Source organism: Chryseobacterium shigense, assembly GCF_014207845.1.
GTDB classification, from domain to species: Bacteria; Bacteroidota; Bacteroidia; order Flavobacteriales; family Weeksellaceae; genus Chryseobacterium; species Chryseobacterium shigense_A.
The window spans coordinates 393,304-414,732 of the sequence record NZ_JACHLC010000001.1 but is presented as its reverse complement, the minus strand read 5'-3'; the positions used below and the strand labels follow the sequence as shown (position 1 = coordinate 414,732).

Below are 21,429 nucleotides of genomic sequence, written 5' to 3'. Positions count from 1 at the left end.
ATAATGGCAAAATTAACCTCAAGAAGCGAAGATTACAGCAAATGGTATAATGAGTTGGTGGTAAAAGCTGACTTAGCTGAAAACTCTGGAGTGCGAGGATGTATGGTAATTAAACCATATGGCTATGCAATCTGGGAAAAAATGCGTGATGAAATGGATAAAAGATTCAAAGAAACAGGTCACGTTAATGCTTATTTCCCGCTTTTTGTGCCCAAAAGCCTGTTTGAGGCAGAAGAGAAAAATGCAGAAGGTTTTGCTAAAGAATGCGCCGTAGTTACCCATTATAGATTAAAAACAGATCCGGACAATCCTCACAAACTTATTGTAGACCCGGACGCTAAACTGGAAGAAGAGCTCATCGTACGTCCTACTTCCGAAGCAATCATCTGGAATACATATAAAAACTGGATCCAATCTTACAGAGACCTTCCTATATTGATTAACCAGTGGGCCAACGTTGTCCGTTGGGAAATGAGAACACGTCTCTTCCTGAGAACCGCAGAATTCCTGTGGCAGGAAGGTCATACAGCCCATGCTACAAAAGAAGAAGCTATAGAAGAAGCTGAAAAGATGAATGACGTATATGCAGATTTTGCAGAAAAATTCATGGCAATGCCGGTTATCAAAGGGTTAAAAACACCGTCTGAAAGATTTGCAGGAGCTGATGAAACGTACTGTATAGAAGCATTGATGCAGGATGGAAAAGCACTTCAGGCAGGAACATCTCACTTCTTGGGTCAGAATTTCGCGAAAGCTTTCGATGTAAAATTCACCAATAAAGAAGGTAAGATTGAACACGCCTGGGCAACTTCATGGGGAACCTCCACACGTTTGATGGGAGCTCTGATTATGACCCATTCCGATGATTTCGGGCTGGTACTTCCTCCGACCCTTGCGCCAATCCAGGTGGTTATTGTTCCGATCTTCAAAGGAGAAGAGCAATTGGCACAGATCAGTGAAGTGGCACTTGATATCCAGGCTAAATTAAAAGCTAAAGGAATCTCAGTGAAATTCGATGACGATACACACAACAAACCAGGTTGGAAATTTGCAGAATACGAACTGAAAGGCGTTCCTGTAAGAATTGCAATGGGACCCAGAGATCTTGAGAATAAATCTGTAGAAATTGCAAGAAGAGACAATCTTACCAAAGAAGTTCGTTCTATCGAAGGTCTTGATACTTATGTTGAAGAATTATTGCAGACTATCCAGAAGGACATCTATGAAAAAGCATTCAACTTCAGAAAAGACAACATTACAAAAGTTGATACTTATGAAGAATTCAAGAAGATTCTTGAAGAAAAAGGAGGTTTCATTTATGCACATTGGGACGGAACCGCTGAAGAAGAAGAGCAGATTAAAGATGAAACAAAAGCGACGATACGATGTATTCCTTTAAATGATGATATTGAAGAAGGTATTTCTCTGGTAAGTGGAAAACCGTCTAAAAGGCGTGTATTATTCGCAAAAGCCTACTAATTTTTTTTGCTGATTTTCAAAAGCTATGCAGGAAATTAAATAAATATTCAAAAAAAATGACTTTTGGACAGATTTTTGTTTAAATTTATGCAACATTAATCTAAAAAAATAATTTATTATGTCTTTAAATGTCATTGATTTAATTAAAGGACAGTTAGGTCCCGCTTTAATTTCGCAAGCAGCTTCTCAGTTCGGAGAAAGCGAATCCGGTATTTCTAAAGCAATTGGCGGGCTCTTGCCTGCAGTTGTTGGAGGATTAGCAAATAATTCGGATAATCCGGGAGTTTTGGATGCAATTACCAATGCGTCATCAAGCGGAATTTTAGGAAATTTACTTGGCGGATCATCTAACAATCCTATAATTTCCACTCTGCTGACATCCATTTTTGGAGATAAGCTTAGTGGAATAGTAAATGCTATTGCTACCTATGCAGGAATCAGTAATAATTCTTCCAGTTCACTGCTTAATTTAGTAACAGGAGCTACGGTAGGTTCTATCGGTAAATATGCTGCTGATAATAATTTAGGACAATCAGGTATTTCAAGCCTGTTGGGTGACCAAAAAGGAATTATTTCTACCCTTCTGCCGGCAGGACTTTCTCTTGCATCCCTAAATTTAGGAAGCTGGTTCGGAGGAAGCAGCTCTCATGCAGAAGCAGCTCCAAGACAGGATGAGCCGAAAATAGAAGTTACAAGAAGTACTACATCTGCAGGAACCAATCCTGACAGAAACAATAATGATGGCGGAGGTTCAATCTGGAAATGGTTACTTCCGCTTTTACTTTTAATTGCTGCGGCTTATTTCATCTGGAAACAGTGTGATAAGAAACAGACAACAACTACCACTACAACAACTGATTCTACAGCTTCAACAACTGATACGGCTGCCACTGTTACCTCTACGGATACTTCTGCAACAACTGCAGCACCGGCAACCAGAACAGATGAAAACATTGATCTTAACGGTGTAATGCTGAAAGGTTACAAAGGAGGTATGGAAGATCAGATGATTACTTTCCTTAAATCAGGAGATTACAAAAATGCAGCTGATGATGCAGTATTAAAAGATAAGTGGTATGATTTTGACCACGTAAACTTCAAAATGGGAAGTTCTTCTGAGCTGGAAGCAGGTTCTCAGGGACAGCTTGATAATCTGGTAGCGATCTTAAAAGCATTCCCGGATGCAAAAATCAAAATCGGAGGTTACACTGACAAAACAGGAAACGAGGCTTCCAACGTAAAATTATCTCAGGCAAGAGCTGACTTCATTAAAGCTGCTTTAGCAAAAGCAGGAGTTGGAGCTCAGGTTCTTGGAGCTGAAGGTTACGGAAGCAAATTTGCTACAGTAGATGCTAAAGCTTCTGATGCAGAAAGAGCTGCGGACAGAAAAATGTCTGTAAGATTTGCAAAATAGATCTTTAGAATCTTTAAAAATAAAGTCTCGGAAATCAATTTCCGGGATTTTTTTATGCTCTTATTTCTGTATTTATATTTATTTAATTAAATTTGTTAGTCATTTCTAACATTTATGAATTTTAAATTAAATAGCGCCTGGCGTAAAGATAAAACTTCTCACTCCCTATCAGAGGTATATTCCTCTATAAAAGTGCCCAGAAAAGCCAATTTCTGGAGAAAATATCTTGCATTTGCCGGTCCGGGACTGATGATTGCCGTAGGATATATGGATCCGGGGAACTGGGCTACCGATATTGCCGGAGGTGCTCAGTTCGGATATACTTTGCTTTCGGTAATTCTTATTTCAAATATTTTTGCAATGGTTTTGCAGCATTTATCTGTAAAACTAGGTGTTGTTGCTGAAAGAGATCTTGCTCAGGCCTGTCGTGATCATTTTAACCCAACAACCAACTTTATTCTATGGGTATTCTGTGAAATAGCCATTGCTGCCTGTGATCTCGCCGAGGTCATTGGTTCTGCCATAGCCTTAAATCTCCTGTTTCATATTCCTCTGACCTGGGGAATTGTAATTACCACAGTGGATGTTCTGATCATTCTTTTACTTCAGGCCAAAGGTTTCCGGTGGATAGAAAGTATTGTGGGTGGGCTTATCTTCATCATTCTTGCCTGCTTCATTTATGAAATCGTGATTTCACAGCCTGCTTTCAATGAAATCCTTGGCGGATTGGTTCCTCAAAAGGAAATCATCCAAAACCCTGCAATGCTTTATATTGCTATCGGGATTCTGGGAGCAACTGTTATGCCCCACAATTTATATCTGCACAGCAGCATTGTCCAAACAAGAGATTATCCAAGAGACAGAGAAGGGAAAAAAGAAGCGATAAAATTCGCAACTATCGACAGCACCGTTTCACTGATGCTGGCTTTCTTTATTAATGCGGCCATACTTATTTTAGCTGCCGCCACTTTCCATACAACAGGAAATAAGCATGTAGCGGACATTCATGATGCGTACAAAATGCTTACCCCAATACTCGGTGCTTCTATGGCAAGTATTGCTTTTGCAATTGCTTTACTGGCATCGGGACAGAATTCTACACTTACAGGAACGCTTGCCGGACAGATCGTTATGGAAGGTTTCTTAAATATCCGTTTAAAACCCTGGTTAAGAAGATTAATTACAAGACTGATCGCTGTGATTCCGGCCCTAATAGTTACTATTATTTATGGTGAAAAAGGCACAACAGATTTACTGGTTTTAAGTCAGGTTATTTTGTCTATGCAGCTGAGTTTCGCTGTAGTTCCTTTGGTGATGTTCACCAACGATAAGGTTAAAATGGGGGAATTTGTTAATAAACCGTTTTTAAAAATTATCGTATGGATCATTTCAATTATCATAATTGTTTTGAATCTGTATCTGCTGTACCAGACATTTACAGGATAGAGATGTATTATCACTGGTGAATTTTTTCCGCGCCAATAATTCACCATTGACTTGCGCAGCAAAATTGACCATTCTCATCATTTTTTTGTTCTCTTTTTCTGCCTTAATGTCCATTTTTTCTATTTGGCAGGTTCTTTGTGAATCAATTCTTTAAATAAATATTGAATTATGGAAAATCAGGATATTAACGAAGAAAGCATCAATAATCAGGAATTAAACAACATTCAGGAAGAAGCGGTGTCTGGGGAAAATGTGACAGCAACACCTTCTGCAGAGGAACTTTTGGCAGAAGAAAAGGACCGTTACATCAGATTATACGCTGAATTCGAAAATTATAAAAAAAGAACGGCAAAAGAGAAGATGGAATTCTTCCAATATGCCAACCAGGATATGATGATCTCTATGCTGGGAGTTCTGGATGATTTCGAAAGAGCTTTGAAAGAAATTGCTAAAAACGGAAATGCATCGGATCTCCAGGGAGTAGAGCTTATCTATCAGAAATTAAAAAATAAACTTACCGAAAAAGGGTTAAAAACAATGGAAGTAAAAGCAGGTGACTCGTTCAATGTAGACTTCCATGAGGCAATTACTCAGATTCCTGCACCATCTGAAGATCTGAAAGGCAAAATCGTAGATGTTATTGAAACAGGATACACTTTAAGTGATAAAGTAATCCGTTTTGCAAAAGTAGTAACAGGAAACTAAAAATATCAATGATCATGATGGATGACAAATGATGGAATACACATCGTTTATCATCCATCAATAATCAATTATAAGCATTATGTCAAAAAGAGATTATTACGAAGTTCTTGAGATCAGTAAATCTGCCTCAGCTGACGAGATAAAGAAAGCATACCGAAAAATGGCTATCAAATATCACCCTGACAAAAATCCGGGTGACAAAGAGGCTGAAGAAAAATTCAAGGAAGCTGCAGAGGCTTATGAGGTACTGAGCGACGACCAGAAACGTGCAAGATACGATCAGTTCGGCCATGCCGGAATGGGCGGTAACGGTGGTTTCGGAGGCGGAGGCTTCGGCGGAGGTATGAACATGGAAGATATTTTCAGTCAGTTTGGAGATATTTTCGGTGGAGGCTTCGGTGGATTTGGAGGTGGTGGCGGAGGACGCCAACAGGTAAAGGGTTCTAATTTAAGGATCAGAATCAAACTGAACCTTGAAGAAATGGTGAACGGTACGCAAAAAACCATCAAAGTAAAAAAAATGAAGATGGCGGAAGGCGCTACTTCAAAAGTATGCCCTACCTGTAACGGTTCCGGTGTTCAGCTTAAAGTAATGAACACAATGTTCGGACAGATGCAGACGCAGACTACCTGTGGTACTTGTCAGGGAATCGGGAAAGTAGCGGATAAAATTCCTGCAGGAGCCAATGCTCAGGGACTGATTAAAGATGAGGAAGAAATCTCAATCAATATCCCGGCAGGGGCCAGAGACGGTATCCAGCTTAATGTAAGAGGAAAAGGAAATGATGCTCCTTTCGGTGGAATTCCGGGAGACCTGTTGGTAATCATTGAAGAGGAAGTAGACAAAATAATCAAGAGAGAAGGTGATAATCTTCACCAGGAATTATATGTTTCATTTGCAGAAGCTGCTTTAGGAACTAAGAAAGAAGTACCTACGGTAGGCGGTAAAGTGAAAATTACCGTTGATCCGGGAACCCAGTCCGGAAAGATCTTAAGATTAGCAGGAAAAGGACTTCCAAGTATCGACAGTTATGGCAAAGGAGATATGTTCATCCATATTAATGTATGGACACCGCAGAAACTGACTAAAGATCAGAAAGATTTCTTCGAAAAGCAGATGTCAAGCGGAGAAATGGTTGCAGAACCTTCCGGAAAGGAAAAAACTTTTTTTGATAAAGTGAAAGATTTATTCAACTAAAATATTTAAAAGAGGCTTTTTATCAGCCTCTTTTTTTTGTCATAAATGTTTCGGGGCGGCTTCTACGAAGCCGCCCCGAAACGCTTATTATATATCTTATATATCAGATTCTATTTCTTCTTTACTAAAGAAACAACACCCTTCCCCATCGTAAAAAGCGCAACAGCACCTAATCCTCCTATAAGGCCGAGAATAATTTCTTTTAAAATAGTAAGAAACTCGTTAGAAGACCATGAAGGCAAAACATGGTGAAAAAATTCTATTCTGTGGGCAAAAATTCCGCCGGCTACCATAATCAAAGCAATTGTACCGATAACTGCTAAGGCTTTAATAACAATAGGTAAAGCTTTCACCAATAAATGTCCAAGCTTTCCAAAGAAGCCTTTGTCATTACTTTTTTTGATTAATTTGAACCCTGCATCATCCATTCTTACGATCAAAGCAACAATTCCGTAAACTCCCACTGTGGCTATAAAGGCAACCAGACTCGTCACCAAAATCTGTGTAATGAAAGGGTGGTTTTCTTCCAAAACAGTTCCCAAGGCAATGATAACAATCTCAATAGATAAAATAAAATCTGTGGTAATGGCCGATTTTACCTTTGCTTTTTCTATTTCCTCATCACTTTTTTCGTCTTCTATAATTTCCTCCACTACTTCATGACCTTCTTTTTCCCTGTGAAAAAGAAATTCTATGATTTTTTCAACTCCTTCAAAAGCCAGATATAACCCTCCCAGAATCAATACATAATTAATTGCCGGAGCATAAAGCCAGTTGAGAAGGAATACAACGGGAAGAATAATGAGCTTATTAATAAAAGAACCTTTTGTAATTGCCCATAAAACCGGAATTTCCCTTGAAGAAAGAAAACCAGTGGCTTTCTCTGCATTCACAGCCAGATCATCTCCTAAGATACCCGCTGTTTTTTGTGTTGCCACCTTACTTGTAACCGCCACATCGTCCATCAGTGCAGCAATATCATCTAAAATTGCAAAAAAACCAGATGCCATATTCTTTTAATATTTTTTTAATATATGTTAAGTCGAGCAAAAATAATTATTAAATTCTACTTTTATTTGTTTCCGGGTATTTAATTTTAAATATTTTCTGATAATAAGCTGTTTATTTAAAGAAACTCTGCTTATTTTTACTTTGTCTTCAAAACGATCATATCATGAGGCATACATATTATGTTTTCTTTGTAGGATGTATGATTTTTATATTCAGTACATTCGGTTCTCTGTTCCAAGCGCAAAATAAGGCAGATACGAATCCGGAAAAGAAAAAACAGGAAATAGATAATATCATAAAAGCTTATGCTGCGATCAATAAATTCAATGGTACAGCACTTATCCATTATCACAACAAAACGCTTTTTGAAAAGTCTTACGGATGGCAGAATGCGGAAAAGAAGATTCTCAATCAAAACAACAGCATTTACCAAATTGCTTCATTAACCAAATCTTTTACTGCATTAACGATTGTAAAGCTCAGCGAAGAAGGAAAGCTTTCCGTAAAAGATCCTATCTCTAAATTCATTGCAGATTATCCAAGAGGCAATGAGATTACCGTTGAAAATCTCCTCACCCATACATCAGGAATTTACGAACCTCTAAGAAACAGGGAATACTTCCGTCTTCTTCACTCCGGGGAAAGTATCAGCCGGAATAAGCAGATTTCCTTTTTTAAAGATGAGCCTTTGGATTTTGAGCCAGGCAAACAATTCTCATATACCAATTCAGGATATATTCTGCTTGGAGTTATCATTGAAAAAATCACAGGAATGCCCTATGAAGAAGCCGTAAGAAAGATGATCTTAAATCCCCTGAAAATGGATCATACCGGCTTTGATTATCCGTCATTGACAAGTCCTGAAAAAACGGTTCCTTATGCCTATCTTTCAAAAACAAAACAGGAAAAAACGGAAATATGGAATCCTGAACTAACCGGCTCCGCAGGGCAAATTTACAGTACAGTTGAAGATCTTTACAAATATTATACAGGTCTCAGAGATTATAAAATTGTTTCTAAAGAAGCATTTAAAAAAGCAACAACCCCTTTCCTGAGTGGCTACGGCTACGGATGGTTCATTGATGATCTTTACGGAAAAAAAGTGATTAATCACGGAGGAAATATTGAAGGGGCAACAAGCTATCTGGCAATGCTTCCCGAAGATGACATCTGCATTGTTTTGCTCAACAATATTACCAGTAAAAAACTAGAGAAGGCTGGAAATACGATTCTGGGTGCACTTTTAGATCAGCCTTATGATCTTCCGAAGCCTAAGAAAGAGGCAACTCTGGATAGCTCAACTTTAAAAAAATATGTGGGGAATTATCACATTTCAGAAGATGATATTATTCACATAACTTTAAAAAATGGTCAATTATTCTTTCAAAACAATAGCGGGCCTTCGGTGAGAATATTACCGGAGAAAGAAAATTCTTTTTTTGTTTCTGATGATGATACGGAAATTACATTTTCCACAGAGGACGGAAAGGAACTTATTCAGGTAAAAAACGGACTTTCAAGCAAAACGGCAGAAAAATATTAAAACAATCAAAAATCATAAGTCTTCCCCATATTACACTGTTTATTTTCAGTATTTTTAATCTATGAAAAAGCTCATTCTCAGGTATCATTTTTTCATTGTAGGATGCCTCAGTTTCCTGCTGCAGTCCTGTAATACAAAATTCAGGGTTTGGGTAGGCACTGGAGGCCAGCAGAAAATATATAATCTGAAATATGGGGAGCACAAGAGACAGAAAATGGATGTTTTTCTTCCACTGGATTATGCAGAAGATACCCCGGTAGTTCTTATTGTACATGGCGGCGCTTGGACTCTCGGTAAAAAGGAACATATGATCCAGGTTCAGAAAATGCTTTTCGAAAACAAGATTCCCAGCATTAATATGAATTACAGGCTGGTTTCCAAACGGAAAAACATTACTTATAAACAGCAGCTTGAAGATATTGCCGCTGCGATTGAAAAATTCAATTCCCTGGCTGAAAAAGCAGAGCTTCAACCGAACAATTACATTTTGCTGGGAGAAAGTGCAGGAGCACATCTTGCTCTTCTCTACGGTTACAAGCATCCTGAACAGATTAAAAAGATCATTTCAATGAGTGGTCCAACGGATTTTTACAGTCCGCAATACCTTAGCTCGTTTTATTCAAAATATACTTCTCCAACCTTCCAGAAAGTGGTAGGGACAAAATTTGACCGTAAAAACATATCTGAAGCTTTCAGGGAGGCAAGCCCAATTGCTAATATCTCCAATGTTCCCACATTACTTTTCCAGGGCAATAATGACTTTCTTGTGAATCAGCATCAGGGGTTATCTATGGATTCTGCCCTTACCCGCCAGAGTGTACCTCACAAGCTCATTTTTATGAAAAGAACGGGCCATGTTCCGAGGTTTTTCAGTAAAATAAAAAGAGACAGTATTATTTACCCGAATATTCTGGAATGGATAAAAAAATAACCCGCCAAAAGCAGGTTATATATATTTTTTGTTAAATCTTTTACTCAAAATCCTTGTCTTCGTATTTCGAGAAATCTTCTTTTTTACCGAAAACAAATTTGATGATTACCGGAAGGGTTGTTATCAGAACAATGACAATGATAATAAGTTCCAGTTTCTCTTTCAGATTAATTCCGAACTGCTCCTGGAAAAGCTTGTCCAGATAATGTCCGGCAAAGATCAGGACGAATGACCAAAGAACCGCTCCTATAATATTATCTCTTAAGAATTCTTTTTTGTCCATTTTTACAATACCTGCAACAATTGGCGTAAAAGTTCTTACTACCGGTAAAAATCTTGCCATAATGATTGCCAGCGCCCCATGTTTTTCAAAGAAATCATGTGCCTGATACAGGTATTTTTTCTTGAATAACATGCTATCCTGTCTTTTATATAAAGCAGGGCCTGTTTTCACTCCGAAATAATAGCCGATCTCGTTTCCGATAATTGCAGCAAGCGCTACACATGAAGCCAGAATGGTTGTATCCAGGAAATCGCTCCCTGTGGAGCCGAAAGTCTCTTTGATAATTTCAACAGCATAAATTCCGGATACGAACAGTAATGAATCTCCTGGTAGAAAAAATCCTACAAAAAGGCCTGTTTCGGCAAAAATAATAAATAAAATAAGCCAGAATCCTCCCATTTTAATATAAAACTCAGGATTCAGTAAATCTTTCCAGCTATTGAAATCTTCCATATATAACGATTAACAACAAAAGTAAGTGTAAAAAGTCTGAAACAAAAATTAATTATAAGATTTTAACTAAAATACAGACATGATATTTTACAAATCCAGATCATCATCTGAAACCGCAGTACCATCGGCCATCAGGAAGGCTTTCAGGAATGGCGTGATATTTCCGTTCATCACAGAATCCACATCTGAGGTTTCATGAGCAGAGCGGACATCTTTCACCAGTTTATACGGATGCATCACGTAGTTTCGGATCTGGCTGCCCCACTCTATTTTCATTTTATTGGCTTCTATCTCGTTTCTTGCTTTCATGCGTGCTTCAAGCTCCATTTCATAAAGTCTTGAGCGAAGGAGCTGCATGGCTTTTTCCTTGTTCTGAAGCTGGGAACGGGACTCAGAGTTTTCAATGATAATTCCTGTTGGCGCATGACGAAGACGTACGGCTGTTTCCACCTTGTTTACGTTCTGCCCTCCGGCTCCGGAAGATCTCATCGTTTCGAATGAAATATCGGCAGGATTAATATTAATTTCGATAGTATCGTCTACCAAAGGATATACATATACGGAAACAAAGCTCGTATGGCGCTTTGCATTACTGTCAAAAGGTGAAATTCTTACCAGCCTGTGTACACCGTTCTCTCCTTTCAGATACCCGAAAGCATATTCACCGTCTATTTCAAGGGTAACGGTTTTTACTCCGGCTACATCTCCTTCCTGAAAGTTAAGCTCACGGATTTTATAGCCCTGTTTTTCTGCCCACATGGTATACATTCTCATCAGCATGGAAGCCCAGTCGCAACTTTCCGTACCACCGGCTCCGGCAGTGATCTGAAGGACTGCGGAAAGCTCATCTCCTTCATTGGAAAGCATATTTTTAAATTCCAGGTCTTCTATTTTTTCTACAAGCTGCGGGAATGTTTCATCAAGTTCTTTTTCAGAGTCCGGATCTTCTTTGGCAAATTCTGCAAGAACCTGCAGATCTTCAAACTGGGTACTTATTTCTTCATAATCTTCCACCCACTTCTTTTTGGAACGGAGCTGCTTCAGAAATACTTCTGCTTCTTTAGGATTATCCCAAAATTCAGGGGCAGCGGTTTTTTCATCATCATTGGATATTTCTATCTTCTTTTTTTCTATCTGAAGGTATTTATATAAGTCGCCGATTCTGGACTGAACTTCTTTTATCTGGTCGTTGTTGATCACGAAATTGTTTTTTGCAAAAATACGGATAAAATTATGAGTAATGAATAGTGTTTGATGAGTAATGAATAATTCAATATATTTATATAAGGATATCAATGAAATGAACATTATCATCAATGAACGTAACGCACGTATAGCCAGACTGGAAAAGCTTATCTATTCAATGAACCTTATTGGAGGGGCTTCTAAAAACAGCTTTAATTATTTGGCAGAAAAACTGCTGCAACAATTAGAAAATGATATCAGTTCCGAAAAAATGAAAACAATAATTGAATCGGAACTTGTAGTGGCTTATGGTCTGTATTTAAATGAATTTGATTCGGATAAAATAACAGATGACATTATGAATTGGTGGAAAAATGATTAACTAAAAAAGTCTTCTCTTTTCAATATAAAAACAATACACATACATATAACATGCACTGAAATAATAAAAGGAAGTACTTTTTTTGTATTAAACCTGTCCATTAAAAAACCATAAACAGGTAACTGTATGATTCCGATCAGTAAAGATATTTTTTCATTAAAAAAAGTTCCCAACAGGCTAAATGGAAATATAGCCAGTAAAGGGAAATAAGTCCCATGCCCTCCTCCTCCAAAAAGTACTGCTAAAGCTGCCAGAGGAATTGTTATTATTGAAAAAGAATGGTGTATTTGTATTTATCCATACTGCTTTTATTTTAACCGGGCCATAAAATTTTCGATCAGAGTATCTATTTTGTCTCCGTAGATGTTCTTTGCATTCTCATAGGTTTGGTTATGATTCAGTTCAATAAATTTGACTTTATCATAGTCAATTAAAAACTGCACAAACGCTCCTGAAACGGGATATAAAACTTCACTGCTAACTTTCTGGTTTTCTGCCCATACTTTTTTTATGTCTATAGGATTTTTTTTGTGGGCCTGCCTGGCAGCTTCAAGTTTATCATTCTCATTCAGATCGAAGCAGACGCCTATTCCTTCATTGATAAATTCTGTGGTGGTCTTTTCCCTTTGTCCTCGCCAGAAACTGAGATTATGGGCAATTTCATGTCCGGCAGTCTGATTCAGCCTGTTATGGGAAACGCAATAATTGGCCAGAGTGAATCCTAGATTATGCTTCAAAAACCGGTTATATACTTCATTGGAACCCCAGACAAAAAAATCAATTTTCTTTGGCAGTTTTGCTTCAAAAAATTCATTGACTTTTGCAAAGGCTTTCTGCCGGCTTTTCACCATTTTATTTCTTGTTTCCTGGCTGATGGAAGGATCAAAATGAAATATCATATTTTCAGTTTCCACCGTAATCCACTGATCATAAAAACTGTCGAAGCCAAGATATTTTCCTAAATGATCCAGCTCCAACACGGCTTTTTCAGGTCCTTTAATGCTTTTTGCCTTATCGTAATATTTTTTTGAAATTTCTTTATTGCCCAATCCATAATTCGCCATCATTACCTGCATCAACATCCAACTTTTCTGTTCATCACTCTCTGCTGTACTTTCAAGCTTCTTTGAATACGGAAGGGCATTCTGAAAATCTCCAAGACTGTTATAGGATGCGGATATGATAAGGTTCGCTTCAAAATCAGACGGATTGGTTTCAAGCACTTTTTGTCCTAAGGAAACGGCTTCTTTATAGTTTTTGGCTTTAAATGCGGCAGTCATTTCTTTTTTCTGCGAAAAGCAAAGGACTGAACAAGCCAAGCCAAAAATGAGTAGTGTTTTTTTCATCGTTTGTGTTGCATATCAAATCATTTCAGCTACAATATCTCCTATTTTCGGGGCCAGCGCTACGCCCATTCCTGAAAGCCTTACTGCACAGAACTGTCTTTCCGAGAGCTGTTTTACGATAGGTGTTTTTTCCGAGCCCATAGCCATAATTCCTGACCAGCGAAGTGCAATCTTAAAATCCTGATCGGGCAGAATAACTTCTTTTAAAAAATTTTCCAGATGGTTCTGCAGAAATTCCGTGGTTTCAAAAGCTGTGGTTTCTTCTGCTCTGAAATCCTGATTCCGGCCTCCTCCCAAAAGTATCCTGTTTCCCAGATTTCTGAAATAATAAAATCCTTCATCATAATGGAAGGTTCCTTTAAGCTTTAATCCAACAACCGGTTCTGTTAAAAGAATCTGTCCGCGTGCAGGAATAATCTCCTCTTTTTCAAGAAATTCTGAACTGAATGCATTGGTGCAATAGATTATTTTATCTGCTTTTACAGAAAGATTCCCTGAAAAACGGACTTCAATTTCGCCAGCGTTTTCATCAACGGTTTTCACTTCTGTTCCAAAAAGAAATTCTACTTTATGTTCGTGGCACTTTTCCAAAAGCTTCTGTAATAGCTTTCCTGAGTGCAGACTTCCTTCACAGGGATTTTCAATGAGAAATTCAGATTTTCCAAGCCCGAATTCTTTGATCTTCTCCTGATTCAGAAAGTACGTTTTATCGAGCCCGGTTACCGTTTTCAGCTTTTCATTTACAATATCCAATTCCTGTAAGGGTTTATCATCATTTAAAATTTCATACCCTCCGCTCAGTTCAAAATCTATTTCGTCATCTTTAAAATATTTTCTGATCTTCTGAAGTCCTTCAAACCTCATCTTAACCAGATCTAATGTCTTTTCCCAGCCCATTTTCTGAGCATCTGCAATGACTTCCGTTAAGCTTCCGAAGCATGCAAAACCTGCATTCCGGGTTGAAGCTCCCAACGGAATGGTATTTCTTTCAATGATTAAAACTGATTTTTCCGGATATTTCTCTTTGATGGATATGGCGGTCCAAAGGCCGGAAAATCCGGCACCGATAATGATGATATCTCTTTTTCTGTAAAAGGTTTCGAGTTCCCAGACGCTGTTCATGAGTAATAAGTAATATTTAATTTCTCAGCCCAAAATTATCCCTGGCCGGTTTCCTCACCTTCTTCCCCATTATGCTGGAATCCGATTGCCCTTCTTGGCTCTTCAACAGCTTTATAGGTATCCAGCTCTTTTTTCAGGGCCTGAATCCTGAATTTAAATTCATCGAAATTATTGATAATAGTATCTGCCAGGAATCTTGCGACCTGTTCAAGGTATTCTTCGGTGAGTTTACCTGCGGCATCTCTTAATGCTGCTTCCAAAAGGTGCTGATCGATCTTCAGGTTTTCATCTCTTGTTCGCTGATACTGATTTTTAAGGCGTTTTTTAAGACTCTGGGTGAAATCTATCAGCATGGTATTACTGAATGCCTTCATTTTGGATGAGACTTCATGCCAGAACGGAACTTTATCGGCTTTGTTCTTTTTAAGAATTTTATACAGAAGGGAATTTTCTTCAAGTTCACTGGTCATCGCATAAAGAATGATCTCTGAACGTTCCGCAGCATTAGGCGGGAATATGGGAATCATTACATCAAATCTTCCCGGAGCAAGAATTTCTTCATCAATCTCTGAAACGGAGTTTGCAGACCCTACCATCAGCAGTTCTTCTTTTTCAAATTTCCCGATGTAATGCAGGATCAGCTCCTGGGTTTCCAGATTACAGGAGGCAATATCGGTTTCTGCCCTCCTTTCCATCATGATCTCATCAAAATCTTCAAGGAAAAGAAGGACTTTTTCTTCTTTCATCATGGTGAGGAGAAAATCATTGAAATTGGTTTTATTTCCGTCTATGAAAGAGGTTCCCAGGTAATGTTTTTTAACTTCCTTAAACTGGTAGCCGATAATTTCAGCAATTTTGGTGGCCCAGAATATTTTTCCGCTTCCCGGAGGTCCGTACAAAACGATTCCTGCCGGTTTATGAATACCCCAGTCTTTGATCTGCTGAGGATTTAAGAAGGGTTCTAAAACGCCTGATATATAGAAAAACAAATCTCTGTATCCGATAAAATCTCTCTGTTTCAGGCTGGTTTTCTGCCCGAAATAATCATAGACGAACTGGTAATTTCCACCCAGTTTATTATCAATACCATAACTTGAAATTGATGAACGGAAAAAACCGTTATCGAAGATATTGGGGTTGTTTTCCTTAATTGCTTCTTCTATTTTTTCTTTAGGCTGATTGATTACTTCAGCAATCTGTTCCAGTGTTTTATTTTTGTCCAGATCTTTTTCATAAAGCTTTAAAAAATCCAGATTCTCACGGGCAAACTTCTCGAAATCTTCTTTCACTTCAAAGTTTGTACTGATGCAGACACCCAGTTCAAGATCGAAATCCTGGATAAACCTTTTGATGGCTTCTGCGGAAACATTCAGCTCTTTAGCTAACTCAATTAACTTCATAAACTACCGATTAATTCTATCAAATTTAATATTTTAATCTTAAAAATCTATTGAAAATACAGTAAAGTTTAACCTGAACCCGTCTGATGCTGTAAAGGAAAAAACAGGAAGGAAGGTATTTTTTATTTATCCGTAACTTTTTTAACCATAGCATTTACGGCTTCTTCTATAACCTTCGGCTGATCCTGATTGATATAGTGCCCGCCAACAGGTACAATGATCTGTTTGCTGTCGGTGGATAAATTCAGGAGGTCTTTCTGCATTTTATCCCATGCATCAAGCATTTCGGCTTTTATTTTTTTATCTGTAATGAAACTGTCGTATCTTTTTTTGTCCCCTGCAGTAATAATGTACAAAGGAATTGAACCAAAAGAGTTGATGGAAGACGCTTCCGCTTTAATAGATTTCATGTGATCCTGCTCTTCCAGTGTAGCATCGGCACTTTTATAGAGCAGTACAGGCATCAGTGAATTCTGATATTTGTATTGCTTCTCCAGCGGGAACATATTTTTAAACATCAGCCTTGCCGCTCCGAATGTATTTGCAAATTTCAGGAATCCTCCGGGTAAGCCCTGATTAACCATTTTGTGTAATTCGGGGGACAGGTATTTTTCGTCAGCGGGATATTGGCTGTCTACCAATATTACCCCTGCAACATCCTGCGGATATTTTTTCACAAAAAACCGGGTAAGCATTCCTCCAAAAGAATGGCCGACAAGAATATAAGGTTTGGGAGCTTTGGATTTTTCCAGAAGTGTATGAAGTTCTTCGGCAATTTTGTCTCCTGTTTTGGGATTTGTTCCTCTCTCACTCCAAAGAATTCCGGACCTGTCGTAGGAAAACGTAGTATAGTCTTTAGGAAGATCTTTCTGAATGTGATACCATTGCAGATGTCCCGCAGGATCGAAAGCTGTTTCAAAAACGACTGTCGGACCGCCTTTTCCTTCTTCCAGATAATGCATATTATGGTTCTCAACCTCAGCAAACTGCCCGTCAGGTTGAATTTTCTCTGCTTTTGCCCTTGCTATTTTTTCAAAGATAAATCCGGCAATCAGCAGCAGAACGACAATTAAAAACAGCGCCATCACTAAACGTTTTATCCATTTAATAATTTTCATAGTCATATCTTTTGTAATGTGATTATAGATATTTGTCAATTGGTCTTTATTACCATACAAATAGTTACATTGATAAAACAATGGTAATCCGGATCTTATTACATTGAATTCAGAGGTAGTTGGTTTTAAATCATTTTAAAAAAATTTCAAAAGTCTGTAACAATCTCTTAATTACATACACTACTACTATGTAAAACAAATTACATGGAAAAAATTTTGTCAGTAAAGAATTTAACCAAAAAATTCAAGAGAACTGTAGTAAACAATATTTCCTTTGATGTGGAAAAGGGAAATGTTTACGGCTTATTAGGCCCCAACGGAAGCGGAAAATCCACTACATTCGGGATGCTTTTATCCACAATTAACCCTACCAGCGGAGACTGGTACTGGTTTGGCAGGAAAGGCACTGATCCTGATACGCTGAAAAAGATAGGAGCTATTATAGAACAGCCTAATTTTTACCCTTATCTGGATGCTGAAACTAACCTTAAAATTGTAGCTGAGATCAAAGGAACTGCTTATACAAGAATTGATGAAGTATTGAAAACAGTAGGCCTCCTGGAAAGGAAAAAAGATGCTTTCAAAACCTATTCTTTGGGAATGAAACAGCGTTTAGCCATAGCATCAGCCATGCTGAACAATCCCGAGGTAATGATCCTTGACGAGCCTACCAACGGACTTGATCCTGAAGGAATCATCCAGATCAGGGAGATCATCAGTAATATTGCCAAACAGGGTATTACCATTATCATTGCCAGCCACCTTCTGGACGAGATTGAAAAGATCTGCAGCCATGTTATTGTTTTGAAAGAAGGAAATTCCATTTACTGTGGAAGAGTGGATGAAATGACAGCCAACAACGGATATTTTGAGTTAAAAGCTGATAACAATGCGTTGCTTATAAACACATTGGAAGAACTTCAATGGTTCAGATCCGTGAAAACCGAAGGTGAGATCATCAAAGCACAGATCCGTGAAGATGTTTCTGTCTCTGCATCAGCCTTAAACCAGAAACTTACCGAAAAAGGGATTTATCTTTCTCATTTAACGAAGAAAAAACTGTCCCTTGAGTCCCAATTCCTTGAACTTGTAAAAAACACGAATACCCATGCTTAAATTATTAAAACTGGAATATTATAAAAATCTGAACTACAGACCGTTCAGGATTTTTGCTTTCTTATATTTTGCCATCCTGATCGCACTTCTTTTTATTGGACTTGTAGATCTGGATATTCTCGGAGGAACGATCAATTTAAAAGAACAGGGAATCTATAATTTCCCGGAAATCTGGAATTTCACCACATGGATTGTTGCTTTATTAAAGATATTTCTGGGGCTCATCATTGTTTTTTCGATTTCCCAGGAGTTCACGAACAGGATGTTCAAGCAGAATACCATTGACGGACTGAACAGAAAAGAATTCATCGGATCAAAGCTTTTAACCATTACTATTTTCACTGCTGTTTCCACGCTGATCGTATTTGTGATCACTATGTTTTTGGGACATCAATATTCTAAAGTGACCGATGGTTCAAAAGTTTATGAAGAGATTTATTATATCGGAAATTATTTTGTGAAGCTGTTTACCTTTTTCTGTTTCCTGATGTTTCTTTCAGTGCTTTTAAGAAAATCCATGTTTGTATTCCTGGGATTCTTCGCCTATTGGGTTGCCGAAAAGATTCTTACCGGCATTGAAACCTACCAGAAACTAAGTGGAATTCAGGGTGAACAAAGGAAGGCCGCACTGGAAAATGATTTTTTTGTCACCAGTCTTTTACCGCTGGAAAGCATGTCCAATTTAATTCCTAATCCGTTAATGCGGCTGAATCTTATAAAAGTAATGGGAGTAAAATTTGAAACCCATTATCCTACAGAAAGTATGATTGCATGCATTATCTGGTGTGTCATCTTTATTGGAGGCTCTTACTGGATCCTCAGAAAAAGGGATTGGTAAGCTTTAGAATTGAAAGATTGAATGATTTAAAGATTGAAAAATTAAGTGGTCCCCGGATCACTTTTTTGTTTTTGATTATAATGTTAAAAATAGGTTCTGCCTGTTCACGTATTTATTTTTTCATTAATTTTAATCAAAATGACAGGTATGAAAAAGATCTATTATTTCCCGGGACTGATCAGTGCAGTACTAATTCCGCTGCTTTTCTGGTATTACGGAAACCGGAAATTTGAAGAAATTAATTTTACTGTTATGGATATCTGGCTTCCACCCAAAACAAAACCGGGAGAAAAAACATCGTTTTTAAGTTTTGAGCCCTACAGAAACTGGAATTATAAAAAAATAAAAGTACCCTCCAATAAAGCAAAAGAGAATACAAAACTGTATGTTACAGAAATTAAAAATCTACAAAGAAGGAATGAAAAAAATTCAGGTATTGAATTTATTTTAGATGACAGCAATACCTATAATGATCTCATTGCATTGTTTAATGATATAGAATTAGCAGGACAGATAGCCCATACACTTGATGCGGAAAAAACATGGCATTTTTTTGTCCCCCATCACTATATTAACCCAAATATTCAGGAATTGGATGCTTCATCATTTACCCGGTGTGGTACAGGACTTATTGATAATTACATCCCCAATAACAAATGGCTAAAAGGATTTCAAGTATTTGAATCGCAGCTTACCCAACTTCCAAAAGAGTCTTTTTATATAATGTTCGGTTTTTTATTTCTGGTGAATATTTCGATGTTCAGTATAAAGGAAAGATTTCAAATGTCCATTAAATAAAAAAAGACCGCCTTTCAGCGGTCTTTCTCTTTATAATTACTTTTTATCCAGCAAAGAGATGTACTCTCCATAGCCTTTTTTCTCCATTTCAGCCTTTGGAATAAACTTCAGCGAAGCACTGTTGATGCAGTAACGAAGCCCTCCTTTATCTGCAGGACCATCTGTAAAAACATGTCCCAGGTGGGCATCACCGGTTTTACTTCTTACTTCTACCCTCACCATTCCGGCAGATTTGTCCATTTTTTCTTCGATCAGTTTTTTGGTGATCGGTTTTGAAAAGCTTGGCCATCCGCAGCCGGACTCAAATTTATCTGTTGAAATAAATAATGGTTCGCCTGTAGTAATATCTACATAAATTCCTTCACGGGTTTCATCCCAGTATTCATTTTGGAAAGGTCTTTCCGTTGCGTTTTCCTGGGTTACATTATACTGTTCGGCAGTCAGTTTTTCTTTTAAGACTTTTTTATCCTGCTTCTGGTATTTTACTTCAGGAAGAGGATTGGCATTTTTAGCCATTTCAAAAAGTCCCGGTTCAATATGGCAGTAGCCTCCCGGATTTTTATCCAGATAATCCTGATGGTAATCTTCCGCTTTATAGAAATTTTTCAAAGCAACTGTTTCTACAACTACCGGTTTAGAGTAATTTCCGGCCAGTTTTAAAACTTCATTTTTTACAATAGTCTCATCTTTCTTATTGGTGAAATAGATTCCTGTTCTGTACTGGTTTCCCCTGTCATTTCCCTGTTTATCAATACTTGTAGGATCAATTGTTTTAAAATAAAGATCAATCAGCAGCTTAAGATCAACCTGTTCAGGATCATATTTCACTTTTACCGTTTCTGCAAAACCTGTGGTATGGCTTACCACTTCTTCATAAGTAGGGTTTTGGGTATTTCCGTTTGCATACCCCACTTCGGTTCCTACAACTCCGCGGATCTGCTGGAAAAAGTGTTCCGTACCCCAAAAACATCCGCCTGCAAAATAAATTTCTCTGACATTCTTATTATCCATAATTTCCTGGTTTTCTCTTTCTTTGGTTAATTCTTTAGACTTTGATTTTTTTAAAAGCCCTGATCCGGCAGCAAAAACTGCAATACCCAGAATAATTCCGAGCACGATAAATATATTTTTCATTTTTTTCTTTTTATCCATTATTTCTATTATTTTGTACAATCATCAACCCAAATCCCAATAACATCAGATCTTTCAGAATAAAAAAATCTGTAACAGGAAGTCCATCCACTATTTTCCATATTCCGGGAGTCGTGAAAAGATAACTCAGTGTTATCAGAAATGTGATGATCATCCCGATTGCGGCATACTTTCTCAGAGATGCAAATTTCACACTAAATATCAGTAATAATGCAATGATAATTTCTATCGCTCCGATAGCATTTGACACCGTCTGAACCCCTGCTGTTTTATATACGAAAAAAGTAAGAAAATGGTTTTCCACCAAAGGTTTGATCGCAGCAGATTCGGTAGGAGTGAATTTGAATATCCCGATCCAGAATAAGATAAGTGCAGCTCCGAAAAGCGAAATATAATATCCTGTTTTATATAGTCGCGATTCCAGGTTAAGTTGAGTTGTTCCGTTCATGTCTTTAAGATTTTGAATGATACTTTATTGTTTTCAAAAGTATAGTCGGAACCATTTCAAA

20 protein-coding genes are annotated in these 21,429 nt (G+C 37.7%); 11 read left to right on the top strand and 9 right to left on the bottom strand.

The annotated features are described in order from the left end of the window. Positions 1–3 precede the first annotated feature (3 nt). The 5 genes from proS (at position 4) to dnaJ (ending at position 6,242) form a co-directional block, all read left to right on the top strand. A complete protein-coding gene (gene proS / locus HNP36_RS01895) occupies positions 4–1,479 on the top strand; it encodes a proline--tRNA ligase (RefSeq protein WP_184161109.1) in 1,476 nt (491 codons plus the stop codon). Positions 1,480–1,597: 118 nt separating this feature from the next. After that, positions 1,598–2,893 carry an OmpA family protein gene (locus tag HNP36_RS01890; RefSeq protein WP_184161112.1) on the top strand — a complete coding sequence of 432 codons (1,296 nt, stop codon included), beginning with the start codon at positions 1,598–1,600 and terminating at the stop codon, positions 2,891–2,893. Positions 2,894–3,007: 114 nt separating this feature from the next. Beyond that, positions 3,008–4,339 (top strand): Nramp family divalent metal transporter, encoded by a 1,332-nt coding sequence (locus HNP36_RS01885; protein WP_184161115.1) that lies wholly within the window; start codon positions 3,008–3,010, stop codon positions 4,337–4,339. Positions 4,340–4,507: 168 nt separating this feature from the next. Next, a complete protein-coding gene (locus HNP36_RS01880; protein WP_194304112.1) occupies positions 4,508–5,044 on the top strand; it encodes a nucleotide exchange factor GrpE in 537 nt (178 codons plus the stop codon). Positions 5,045–5,123: 79 nt separating this feature from the next. After that, on the top strand, positions 5,124–6,242 hold the full coding sequence (gene dnaJ / locus HNP36_RS01875) for a molecular chaperone DnaJ (RefSeq protein ID WP_184161119.1): 1,119 nt from the start codon (positions 5,124–5,126) through the stop codon (positions 6,240–6,242). A gap of 110 nt (positions 6,243–6,352) precedes the next feature. On the opposite strand, the gene HNP36_RS01870 is transcribed toward dnaJ, so the two are convergent. Further along, entirely contained in the window at positions 6,353–7,252 is a 900-nt protein-coding gene (locus tag HNP36_RS01870) for a DUF808 domain-containing protein (RefSeq protein ID WP_184161123.1), read from the bottom strand. Positions 7,253–7,416: 164 nt separating this feature from the next. Between HNP36_RS01870 and HNP36_RS01865 the strand changes: the two genes are divergently transcribed. Further along, positions 7,417–8,796 carry a serine hydrolase gene (locus HNP36_RS01865; protein WP_184161126.1) on the top strand — a complete coding sequence of 460 codons (1,380 nt, stop codon included), beginning with the start codon at positions 7,417–7,419 and terminating at the stop codon, positions 8,794–8,796. Positions 8,797–8,857: 61 nt separating this feature from the next. Further along, positions 8,858–9,727, top strand: a complete 870-nt coding sequence (locus HNP36_RS01860; RefSeq protein ID WP_184161129.1) for an alpha/beta hydrolase — start codon at positions 8,858–8,860, stop codon at positions 9,725–9,727. A gap of 40 nt (positions 9,728–9,767) precedes the next feature. Here HNP36_RS01860 and HNP36_RS01855 read toward each other — a convergent pair whose 3' ends face one another. Continuing rightward, entirely contained in the window at positions 9,768–10,463 is a 696-nt protein-coding gene (locus HNP36_RS01855; protein WP_184161132.1) for a DedA family protein, read from the bottom strand. Positions 10,464–10,550: 87 nt separating this feature from the next. Next, complete coding sequence (gene prfB, locus HNP36_RS01850) at positions 10,551–11,663, bottom strand: peptide chain release factor 2 (protein WP_184161135.1); 1,113 nt, start codon at positions 11,661–11,663, stop codon at positions 10,551–10,553. Positions 11,664–11,724: 61 nt separating this feature from the next. Between prfB and HNP36_RS01845 the strand changes: the two genes are divergently transcribed. After that, positions 11,725–12,030 (top strand): hypothetical protein, encoded by a 306-nt coding sequence (locus HNP36_RS01845; RefSeq protein ID WP_184161138.1) that lies wholly within the window; start codon positions 11,725–11,727, stop codon positions 12,028–12,030. A gap of 308 nt (positions 12,031–12,338) precedes the next feature. Here the strand turns inward: HNP36_RS01845 and HNP36_RS01840 are convergent, their stop codons facing one another. The 4 genes from HNP36_RS01840 to HNP36_RS01825 all read right to left on the bottom strand — a co-directional run bounded on the left by HNP36_RS01840 (position 12,339) and on the right by HNP36_RS01825 (position 17,016). Further along, positions 12,339–13,376 carry a tetratricopeptide repeat protein gene (locus HNP36_RS01840; protein WP_184161141.1) on the bottom strand — a complete coding sequence of 346 codons (1,038 nt, stop codon included), beginning with the start codon at positions 13,374–13,376 and terminating at the stop codon, positions 12,339–12,341. Between the two features lie 15 nt (positions 13,377–13,391). After that, positions 13,392–14,498 carry an NAD(P)/FAD-dependent oxidoreductase gene (locus tag HNP36_RS01835; RefSeq protein WP_184161144.1) on the bottom strand — a complete coding sequence of 369 codons (1,107 nt, stop codon included), beginning with the start codon at positions 14,496–14,498 and terminating at the stop codon, positions 13,392–13,394. A gap of 35 nt (positions 14,499–14,533) precedes the next feature. Next, the gene (locus HNP36_RS01830; RefSeq protein WP_184161147.1) at positions 14,534–15,898 is read right to left on the bottom strand and encodes an AAA family ATPase; all 1,365 of its coding nucleotides are present in this window, start codon (positions 15,896–15,898) and stop codon (positions 14,534–14,536) included. A gap of 122 nt (positions 15,899–16,020) precedes the next feature. Further along, positions 16,021–17,016 (bottom strand): alpha/beta fold hydrolase, encoded by a 996-nt coding sequence (locus HNP36_RS01825; protein WP_184161151.1) that lies wholly within the window; start codon positions 17,014–17,016, stop codon positions 16,021–16,023. 204 nt (positions 17,017–17,220) lie between these two features. Here HNP36_RS01825 and HNP36_RS01820 point away from each other — a divergent pair, with 204 nt between their 5' ends. The 3 genes from HNP36_RS01820 (at position 17,221) to HNP36_RS01810 (ending at position 19,768) form a co-directional block, all read left to right on the top strand. After that, positions 17,221–18,132 carry an ABC transporter ATP-binding protein gene (locus tag HNP36_RS01820; RefSeq protein WP_184161154.1) on the top strand — a complete coding sequence of 304 codons (912 nt, stop codon included), beginning with the start codon at positions 17,221–17,223 and terminating at the stop codon, positions 18,130–18,132. After that, positions 18,125–18,970 carry an ABC transporter permease gene (locus HNP36_RS01815; RefSeq protein WP_184161157.1) on the top strand — a complete coding sequence of 282 codons (846 nt, stop codon included), beginning with the start codon at positions 18,125–18,127 and terminating at the stop codon, positions 18,968–18,970. Before HNP36_RS01820 ends, HNP36_RS01815 begins: the two co-directional genes overlap by 8 nt. A gap of 147 nt (positions 18,971–19,117) precedes the next feature. After that, entirely contained in the window at positions 19,118–19,768 is a 651-nt protein-coding gene (locus HNP36_RS01810; protein WP_184161161.1) for a hypothetical protein, read from the top strand. Between the two features lie 36 nt (positions 19,769–19,804). On the opposite strand, the gene msrB is transcribed toward HNP36_RS01810, so the two are convergent. Then, positions 19,805–20,902, bottom strand: coding sequence for a peptide-methionine (R)-S-oxide reductase MsrB (msrB, locus tag HNP36_RS01805; RefSeq protein ID WP_184161164.1), 1,098 nt, complete (start codon positions 20,900–20,902; stop codon positions 19,805–19,807). A 10-nt stretch (positions 20,903–20,912) separates the two neighbouring features. Beyond that, entirely contained in the window at positions 20,913–21,368 is a 456-nt protein-coding gene (locus HNP36_RS01800) for a DUF417 family protein (protein ID WP_184161167.1), read from the bottom strand. Between the last annotated feature and the right edge of the window lie 61 nt (positions 21,369–21,429).

What these genes read in the sequence shown, in the direction of transcription:
- HNP36_RS01825 (WP_184161151.1), bottom strand. Translation starts at nt 17,016, where the DNA reads ATGAAAATTATTAAATGGATAAAACGTTTAGTGATGGCGCTGTTTTTA.
- HNP36_RS01890 (WP_184161112.1), top strand. Translation starts at nt 1,598, where the DNA reads ATGTCTTTAAATGTCATTGATTTAATTAAAGGACAGTTAGGTCCCGCT.
- HNP36_RS01820 (WP_184161154.1), top strand. Translation starts at nt 17,221, where the DNA reads ATGGAAAAAATTTTGTCAGTAAAGAATTTAACCAAAAAATTCAAGAGA.
- HNP36_RS01830 (WP_184161147.1), bottom strand. Translation starts at nt 15,898, where the DNA reads ATGAAGTTAATTGAGTTAGCTAAAGAGCTGAATGTTTCCGCAGAAGCC.
- msrB (WP_184161164.1), bottom strand. Translation starts at nt 20,902, where the DNA reads ATGAAAAATATATTTATCGTGCTCGGAATTATTCTGGGTATTGCAGTT.
- HNP36_RS01840 (WP_184161141.1), bottom strand. Translation starts at nt 13,376, where the DNA reads ATGAAAAAAACACTACTCATTTTTGGCTTGGCTTGTTCAGTCCTTTGC.
- HNP36_RS01860 (WP_184161129.1), top strand. Translation starts at nt 8,858, where the DNA reads ATGAAAAAGCTCATTCTCAGGTATCATTTTTTCATTGTAGGATGCCTC.
- HNP36_RS01880 (WP_194304112.1), top strand. Translation starts at nt 4,508, where the DNA reads ATGGAAAATCAGGATATTAACGAAGAAAGCATCAATAATCAGGAATTA.
- HNP36_RS01815 (WP_184161157.1), top strand. Translation starts at nt 18,125, where the DNA reads ATGCTTAAATTATTAAAACTGGAATATTATAAAAATCTGAACTACAGA.
- HNP36_RS01835 (WP_184161144.1), bottom strand. Translation starts at nt 14,498, where the DNA reads ATGAACAGCGTCTGGGAACTCGAAACCTTTTACAGAAAAAGAGATATC.
- HNP36_RS01845 (WP_184161138.1), top strand. Translation starts at nt 11,725, where the DNA reads ATGAATAATTCAATATATTTATATAAGGATATCAATGAAATGAACATT.
- HNP36_RS01855 (WP_184161132.1), bottom strand. Translation starts at nt 10,463, where the DNA reads ATGGAAGATTTCAATAGCTGGAAAGATTTACTGAATCCTGAGTTTTAT.
- HNP36_RS01885 (WP_184161115.1), top strand. Translation starts at nt 3,008, where the DNA reads ATGAATTTTAAATTAAATAGCGCCTGGCGTAAAGATAAAACTTCTCAC.
- proS (WP_184161109.1), top strand. Translation starts at nt 4, where the DNA reads ATGGCAAAATTAACCTCAAGAAGCGAAGATTACAGCAAATGGTATAAT.
- HNP36_RS01810 (WP_184161161.1), top strand. Translation starts at nt 19,118, where the DNA reads ATGAAAAAGATCTATTATTTCCCGGGACTGATCAGTGCAGTACTAATT.
- HNP36_RS01800 (WP_184161167.1), bottom strand. Translation starts at nt 21,368, where the DNA reads ATGAACGGAACAACTCAACTTAACCTGGAATCGCGACTATATAAAACA.
- HNP36_RS01865 (WP_184161126.1), top strand. Translation starts at nt 7,417, where the DNA reads ATGAGGCATACATATTATGTTTTCTTTGTAGGATGTATGATTTTTATA.
- HNP36_RS01870 (WP_184161123.1), bottom strand. Translation starts at nt 7,252, where the DNA reads ATGGCATCTGGTTTTTTTGCAATTTTAGATGATATTGCTGCACTGATG.
- dnaJ (WP_184161119.1), top strand. Translation starts at nt 5,124, where the DNA reads ATGTCAAAAAGAGATTATTACGAAGTTCTTGAGATCAGTAAATCTGCC.